The sequence below is a fragment of the Methanosarcina sp. A14 genome, from assembly GCF_001729375.1.
Taxonomy (GTDB): Archaea; Halobacteriota; Methanosarcinia; order Methanosarcinales; family Methanosarcinaceae; genus Methanosarcina; species Methanosarcina barkeri.
Genome location: NZ_LZPK01000289.1, coordinates 1 through 6,511, shown reverse-complemented (window position 1 = coordinate 6,511; position 6,511 = coordinate 1). Strand labels below are relative to the sequence as shown.

Annotated in this window: 5 protein-coding genes and 1 pseudogene; 2 read left to right on the top strand and 4 right to left on the bottom strand. The window is 37.0% G+C overall.

Annotated features, from left to right (window positions below):
- Positions 1 to 151 precede the first annotated feature (151 nt).
- The 3 genes from A9239_RS13195 to A9239_RS13185 form a co-directional block, all read right to left on the bottom strand.
- Positions 152 to 547: a YkvA family protein gene (locus A9239_RS13195; RefSeq protein ID WP_048121808.1), complete on the bottom strand. Its 396-nt coding sequence runs from the start codon at positions 545 to 547 to the stop codon at positions 152 to 154.
- Between the two features lie 52 nt (positions 548 to 599).
- Positions 600 to 989: a hypothetical protein gene (locus A9239_RS13190; RefSeq protein WP_048121805.1), complete on the bottom strand. Its 390-nt coding sequence runs from the start codon at positions 987 to 989 to the stop codon at positions 600 to 602.
- Positions 990 to 1,224: 235 nt separating this feature from the next.
- On the bottom strand, positions 1,225 to 1,422 hold the full coding sequence (locus A9239_RS13185) for a zinc-binding dehydrogenase (RefSeq protein WP_054864864.1): 198 nt from the start codon (positions 1,420 to 1,422) through the stop codon (positions 1,225 to 1,227).
- 1,048 nt (positions 1,423 to 2,470) lie between these two features.
- Here A9239_RS13185 and A9239_RS13180 point away from each other — a divergent pair.
- Complete coding sequence (locus tag A9239_RS13180; protein ID WP_048121801.1) at positions 2,471 to 5,086, top strand: nitrous oxide reductase family maturation protein NosD; 2,616 nt, start codon at positions 2,471 to 2,473, stop codon at positions 5,084 to 5,086.
- 267 nt (positions 5,087 to 5,353) lie between these two features.
- Here the strand turns inward: A9239_RS13180 and A9239_RS13175 are convergent, their stop codons facing one another.
- Positions 5,354 to 5,893, bottom strand: a complete 540-nt coding sequence (locus A9239_RS13175; protein ID WP_048121799.1) for a GNAT family N-acetyltransferase — start codon at positions 5,891 to 5,893, stop codon at positions 5,354 to 5,356.
- Positions 5,894 to 6,235: 342 nt separating this feature from the next.
- Here A9239_RS13175 and A9239_RS13170 point away from each other — a divergent pair.
- Positions 6,236 to 6,511: pseudogene (locus tag A9239_RS13170) on the top strand (hypothetical protein); the annotation flags it as partial.

The following is a 6,511-nucleotide window of genomic DNA, read 5'->3' as shown; positions in this document are numbered from 1 at the left end:
AGATAAACAAAAGATAAACTGAAGGTTGACAAAAAGTAAATAGGTAAATTTTTTCATCTCGGATTTATGCACTCAATGTATGAAATCAAAAATTGTAGACGTTTTTTTCTTAGACTTATATCCCAGGCAATTAAGCTTCAATATTGGTTTTTCAGTTACTATAATTTTTCCAGGCTCTATAATTTTCTAGGTCGCTTCTAATAAAATTAAGTGAAAAAACAAGTACTGCGACATCATCCACAAGTCCAATTAAAGGAAAAACGTCTGGAATGATGTCAACTGGACTTATTAAGTACAGAAAAGCGAATATTAGCAATAATGCGGTTTTCTTTGGAAGCGGGTATCTCCCTTTAAAAGAATCTAATAACATAGAAAACAATAGTCCTAAATAATACCAGATATTCCTGAAATCTGTTGAACGATAATGATAGTCTCTTACTTCTTCAGGAAAACCCAGGTCAGTGTCAAAAGTTTTTTCTGGGTTAATGTTAAAGTGTTCAAAATTTGCGTCAACCGGTTTCGTTCTGAGATTGTTGATTTTATCCATAATAATCCCCCAGTCTTATATTACTTCGATTTTATTTTAGTCATTGCAATTTTCAACTATCAAGTTTCTCAATTTCCATATAAACCGTCCCGGGGTTAAGTGGTTTGGCGTGAACATGATAAATCCCGCTTTCTGTCACATTAAATTCGGGATTTTCAGGAAGGTAGCTCTTTCTTGGTTGGGTCAATACAAATGTGTTTTGGAGCGCAATATACGAATCTTTGCTTATCGTCACATTTACTTTCTCTGGACCATTGGGGTTATCAATCCAGAATTTATAAGTTACACCTTCAGTGAGGTTAACTTGAAAATCAGATTCTTTAGATACCGATTCTAAGAGGATACGGTTTCCACCTTCCTGAAAGGCGGTAGCTATATAAAATAAAGTAATAATTATATAAAGCGGTATAAGACTCCTAGGTTTTTTGGGTTGTTCTGGCATTTATCTCCCCTCACTCGGCAGTTCAGATGCTCAGATCTTTTGAATCAATTCCTTTCACTGAGATTTCTTCTTAATGCATTTTTTCTCTTACTGAGGAATAAATCATAATTTTTCAGGCAGGTCGGTAGAGATTATAGGACTATACCACCTCTACCTCCAGTATTAGAATATTGAAGAAATTCTTTAAACTTCCATGCTTGCCAGCAATGCTTATGGATAATTGTAGATTCAGGTTTTACTTAGGTTCCTCTGCAATGCGCAGTACAATCTTCCCGCTAGTATGGCCGCTTTTACTCATCTCATGCGCTTTTTGTGCATCTGCTAAAGGAAGCACGGTTGTTACAATAGGCTTAATTTTCTTTTCGTCTATTATATTTGCTATTTGAGCGAGTTCTTTTCCGTCAGCCTGGGTCATGAGCCTTTCTGCCCGCACCTCCGAATGTCGGGCCCCCCAAACTCATGAATCCTTATTGCTTTCAAACTTTCACTTCAAAAAGCCTGTTTAACAAGTTATATCACTTTATCTCTTTAAGTGAGTATTCTTTAAGTGAGTATTCTTTAAGTGAGTATTCTTTAAGTGAATTTTGTTTCAATGTTCCCTATTTTCCTCCCCTATTTTCCCTAAATATACTGTCGATGCTTGTACATACTGTTCGAATATTCCTTACAAAAAGCCCGTTAAAATGCGTCATGGGGCCATTGCATTGATTACAATCAAATATAATATAATAATAAATCTATAAATCAATTTTTATTAATTACCCTTAAATACTATATTATAGTTTCACTCGCATTTTTAATTTTTTTTGTTATTATACAATAAATTAAATAAATTTGTAATTATTACGCTTCATGATTATATTTAAGGATTTAATAATTGCGAGTCAAGCCAAAATCCTCAAATTTGCAGAGAACAGCCTATAGAGATGCTGGTTTCCTACTTTGACCTATGATGTATTCTAAATTTGGACGTTTTATTGTCCAGAATCTCTATTTTTTGAGTGCACTTTTTAATCCTGGGTTAATTTTTTATAACAGTACAAATTTTCTATATATGTTGATAGTTTCCAAAATTTGTACAGTTCCTGCTGAAAAACGCTGTTCTTCTACGTTATAATTACAGCAAGCTCGTCAGGAAAATAAACCGGATAAGAATCAAAGTAAAAAAGATTATTTTGAGTGTTTTGTTTCTTTCGTCTTTTTTACGACTGACCTCAAAGTCTGGAGTTATGGAAACTATGAGCAATTCCATACTACTCAGTCAAACTGGTTCAACCGATTAACCAGTCAAATTGATTAACCGATTAACCATTCAAACTGATTTACCAATCTTACCGATTTAATTGATTTAATTTCAATTTCCTCGGTTCTAAAAAATCCTGTAATACCTCAAATAAATTCTCTATATCCGGTTATTAACTCCAATAATTGCTGTAAAAGCGAAATACCACAACTTAAAAAATTTTAATATGGGGAGCATTATGATGTGTGTAAAAGGAATCTTGAAAATTATTTTTTTAGTAATTTTCGCACTTAACCTTATGGCTGCAGGAAGTGCAGCAGCTAATGTGCTTTCTGTAAGTAACGACACTGGTCAGCCTGCAGATTTTACTAACATTCAGGCTGCTGTGGCTGCTGCAAATCCAGGAGATAAAATAGTTGTCAAACCCGGTATTTATGAGGAGAATATTGTAATCAACAAGAACATATCTATTGTTTCCGAATCTGGAAATTTCTCTGATACTATAGTCCGAGCAGCCGACGTTTCTCAAGATATCTTTAGTATCTGGGCAAACGACGTAAGCATTAAAGGTCTTAGCATAAGTGGATCTAACTCCGCCGGAATTCATGTTTTTGGATTTATTGATTGCCTCATTGAAAACAATAAACTGTTCAATAACAGCTGCGGTATCGATCTATACATGATGAGTTCAGGCAACAAGCTTGATAATAATGAAATTTCAAACTGTCTTACCGGTATCAGTCTTGGCGGCAGCCTGTACAATAATTTGAGTAATAATTTAATCTCAAATTGCAGTAAAGGAATTTCATTTTTTGACTCACCAAATAATTTCCTTGAGGATAATACCATTTCTCAAAATACGGAAGGTGTTTTTCTTACAGGCGAATCAAATAGCAATACTTTGAGAGGTAACACTGTAATCCTCAACGAAAAATCAGGACTGCATATTTACGAAACTTCAAACAATCTGATTTATAATAACTGTTTCAATAATACGGTAAACGTGAAGTCCGAAATGGTTTCGGGCACAAATATCTGGAACACTACAAAAACTGAGGGTACTAACATAGCTGGCGGCCCTTACCTCGGAGGCAATCTCTGGGAAATACCTGATGGGACTATATATCCTGAAAAAGCCAGGGACATTGATCTTGACGGAATTTTTGATTCCCAGTATAATATTGAAGACACCCAGTTCATAGATTATCTTCCACTTAACGAATTTGAGCCGGTAGTGATTACTGTAAATAATAGTACAGGGCCTGTTGCGGATTTTACCTCGATCCAGGCGGCAATAGACAATGCACTTCCTGGTGACACAATCCTTATTTTCCCGGGCATCTATGAAGAAAACATCAACGTGTACGTAAAGAATTTAACCCTTACCTCTCAATCTTCCCTTCATGGGGACACTAGTGGGAACACCAGTGAAGACACCATTATCAAGTCAGCCAGCAGTCTTAATGATGTTTTCTATGTTATTGCGGATGGAGTGACAATTCGCGGGCTGAATATAATCGGGTCTGTAGACTACCCCAGTTCAGGTATCCACCTTAATGGAGTTAAGTACTGCAATATCGAAGGCAACCAGCTTTCTAACAATTACATAGATCCTACTTCAGACATTTTCAGTGGGAACAGTTCCTCGATTCTCAGTAACTCCGGTGCGGCTACAGGATCTGGAATTCGTCTTGACTCTTCCAGCAACAATCTCCTCGACAATAATATAGTCTCAGGGAACGAAATTTCAATTTTCCTGCATAATTCCTCGGAAAATACACTTCTCAATAACTCGGTGTCCGGTAGTAACTATGGTATCTGGGTGGATTCTTCTAGCAATAATACGCTGGAAGGAAATATTCTGTCAAACAATAAAATCGGTGCTTATCTGAAAGTTTCCAGTGGAAATGTACTTAACAACAGTAAGGTGTCAGGTAGCACAAACTCTGGTATCAATCTGTGGGATTCTGTAGGAAATACATTAAGCAATTCCACAGCCTCAAAAAACAGTGTTTCTATCGTTTTGAGGAATTCCAGCACAAACCTGCTTAGTAATAACACGGTGTTGGATAGCAATTATGGTCTATGGCTGTACTCTTCGAGCAATGATAATAAGCTGGACGACAACAGGGCATTAGATAACCAGATCGGTGTCTACTTAAAGGAATCGAATGGAAATGTTCTTACAGACAATACTGCATTAAACAGCACCGTTTCCGGAATCAGTGTCTGGGATTCGGCTGAAAACACGTTAATTAATAATGAAGCCTCGAATAATTATGTCTCTATTTATCTGCAGAATTCCAGCGAAAATGCATTTTCCAACAACGCGGCATTTGGCAGCAATTACGGGATGTGGATTGCCTTTTGCAGTAACAATAGCCTGAGTGATAATAACGTCTCGAATAATTTATTTGGTTTCTATTTGAAGAATTCCAGCGATAACAGGCTGTCAGGTAACCAGGCAAATTCAAATTCCAGGCACGGAATCTATCTGGGTTCTTCAATGAATAATATCCTGAACAGTAACAGGGTTACTTCAAACTCGGAATATGGGCTCTTCCTTCTTGATTCTGGAAACAGCTCGATTTATAATAACTATTTCAACAACGTAAACAATATTTATCTGCAAGGTTCTAACGCAGGTACGAGCTTGAATACAACCCTGACACCGGCAAAGAATATTGTTGATGGAACTTACCTTGGTGGAAATTTCTGGGCTACTCCAAATGGAGACGGTTTCAGCCAGACTCATGAAGATAAAAATGGAGACGGTATCTGTGATGCAGCTTATACCGTGAATACAGAGGGTATTGATTATCTGCCCCTTGCAGATTCTCGTATCACAATCTAATTTTAAGTGCTGAAAAAGAAAATATCCTGATAAAATGTCTTGATTGTTAGGCATATGGGCAGCAGGAGATTCTGGCACGACCGGAAACCGAGGGCTGTACAGTTTCTTAGTAAATTGGAGGCTGTACAGCTTCATAGGAGGATTAATAGGAGATGTACGGCTTTTCAGTGAGTTAACAAAAAGCCTCCAGATTCTCAGATTTTTAAAGGATATTCGATGAAGTGGTTTTAAAAATGCTAAAAGGAGCTATACAGCTTTTCAGGAGGACTATTCCATGCTTTCTTCCAGGAACTTCTGAAACCACACAATATCAAAGTACTTTCCGAACTTCGTTCCTGCATCTTTAAACCTGCCGCATTCTACAAATCCATGTTTAAGGTGAAAATTCAGGCTGGCCTGGTTTTTCGAGGAGACATTTGCAAGGAGGCTTTTCATATTCTTCTTTTTAGCTTCCTGACACAGGAAATTTAGCAGCTTTGTTCCCTGGCCTTTTCTTGTGTATTCTGGCAGGATAAAATATGAGAGTACTCCGGTGTGCTGAAAATTAGGGAAGGGTAAATACGGCCTAAGGGCTCCGAGACCGATCACTCTGTTATCTTCTTCCATTACGTAAAAAGGGTAAGGCTCACTTTTGTTCGGTTCACTCTCATCGTGTGAGGTTTTGAAAAATTCCGGGCCAACAGGGATTTCGAGGTAGGCTGCAAAACTATTATCTATATAGTAATTAAAGATTTCAAGTATTTCCTGAGTATCTTGCGGTGTAGCCTCTCTTATCACAGGGGATTTGGGCTTATCTCTTTCCTGCATATGCTATAATCGGAATGTAAATATTTAAGCTCTTTTAGTCAGTTGCAGTACAAATCCTATCAAATCCTCTTCTATCTGGGCTTCTTATTTGTCATGATTTATATTTATAATTTATTATCAGTACGATTATATTTATATACTCATGCTATTGTATAATCCCATGTATTAGTACTCAAATCTACCCTATATTTCAGGTGGACTTTGATGTTTAAATAGGGGTCTAGAAGTCCAAAATTCTTGAGGCACCATATAATTGGAATGATACCTCTGGAATTTCGTCCTGAAAATAAAAAGCACAAGAGAATATATTTCTCAATGTACTTTTACAGAAGTGAAAAATAGATGTTTGTTAAACAAAACAATATTGTAGAACAGATCTGTGAAATACCGGTTACACTTGGAGATATCTCCGAGAGCATCTTTGGGGGTATAAACACACAAAACGGTCTACTTCACAGGCTTGCCCTTCCTGAAGAGGGCGGTTCCGACTCATATTACCTTTGCGAAGGCCTCTGCAGGCCTGTATTTATAGAACCTGAAATTGTTTATCCGTATGTATCAGGAGCCTTTTCCGAAAAATTTGCATTTCGCCCTTCATCTTATCGTTTCATGCTGCCT

Excerpts from the sequence above, each read along its gene's own strand:
- A9239_RS13190 (WP_048121805.1), bottom strand. The coding sequence starts at position 989 with ATGCCAGAACAACCCAAAAAACCTAGGAGTCTTATACCGCTTTATATA.
- A9239_RS13175 (WP_048121799.1), bottom strand. The coding sequence starts at position 5,893 with ATGCAGGAAAGAGATAAGCCCAAATCCCCTGTGATAAGAGAGGCTACA.
- A9239_RS13195 (WP_048121808.1), bottom strand. The coding sequence starts at position 547 with ATGGATAAAATCAACAATCTCAGAACGAAACCGGTTGACGCAAATTTT.
- A9239_RS13180 (WP_048121801.1), top strand. The coding sequence starts at position 2,471 with ATGATGTGTGTAAAAGGAATCTTGAAAATTATTTTTTTAGTAATTTTC.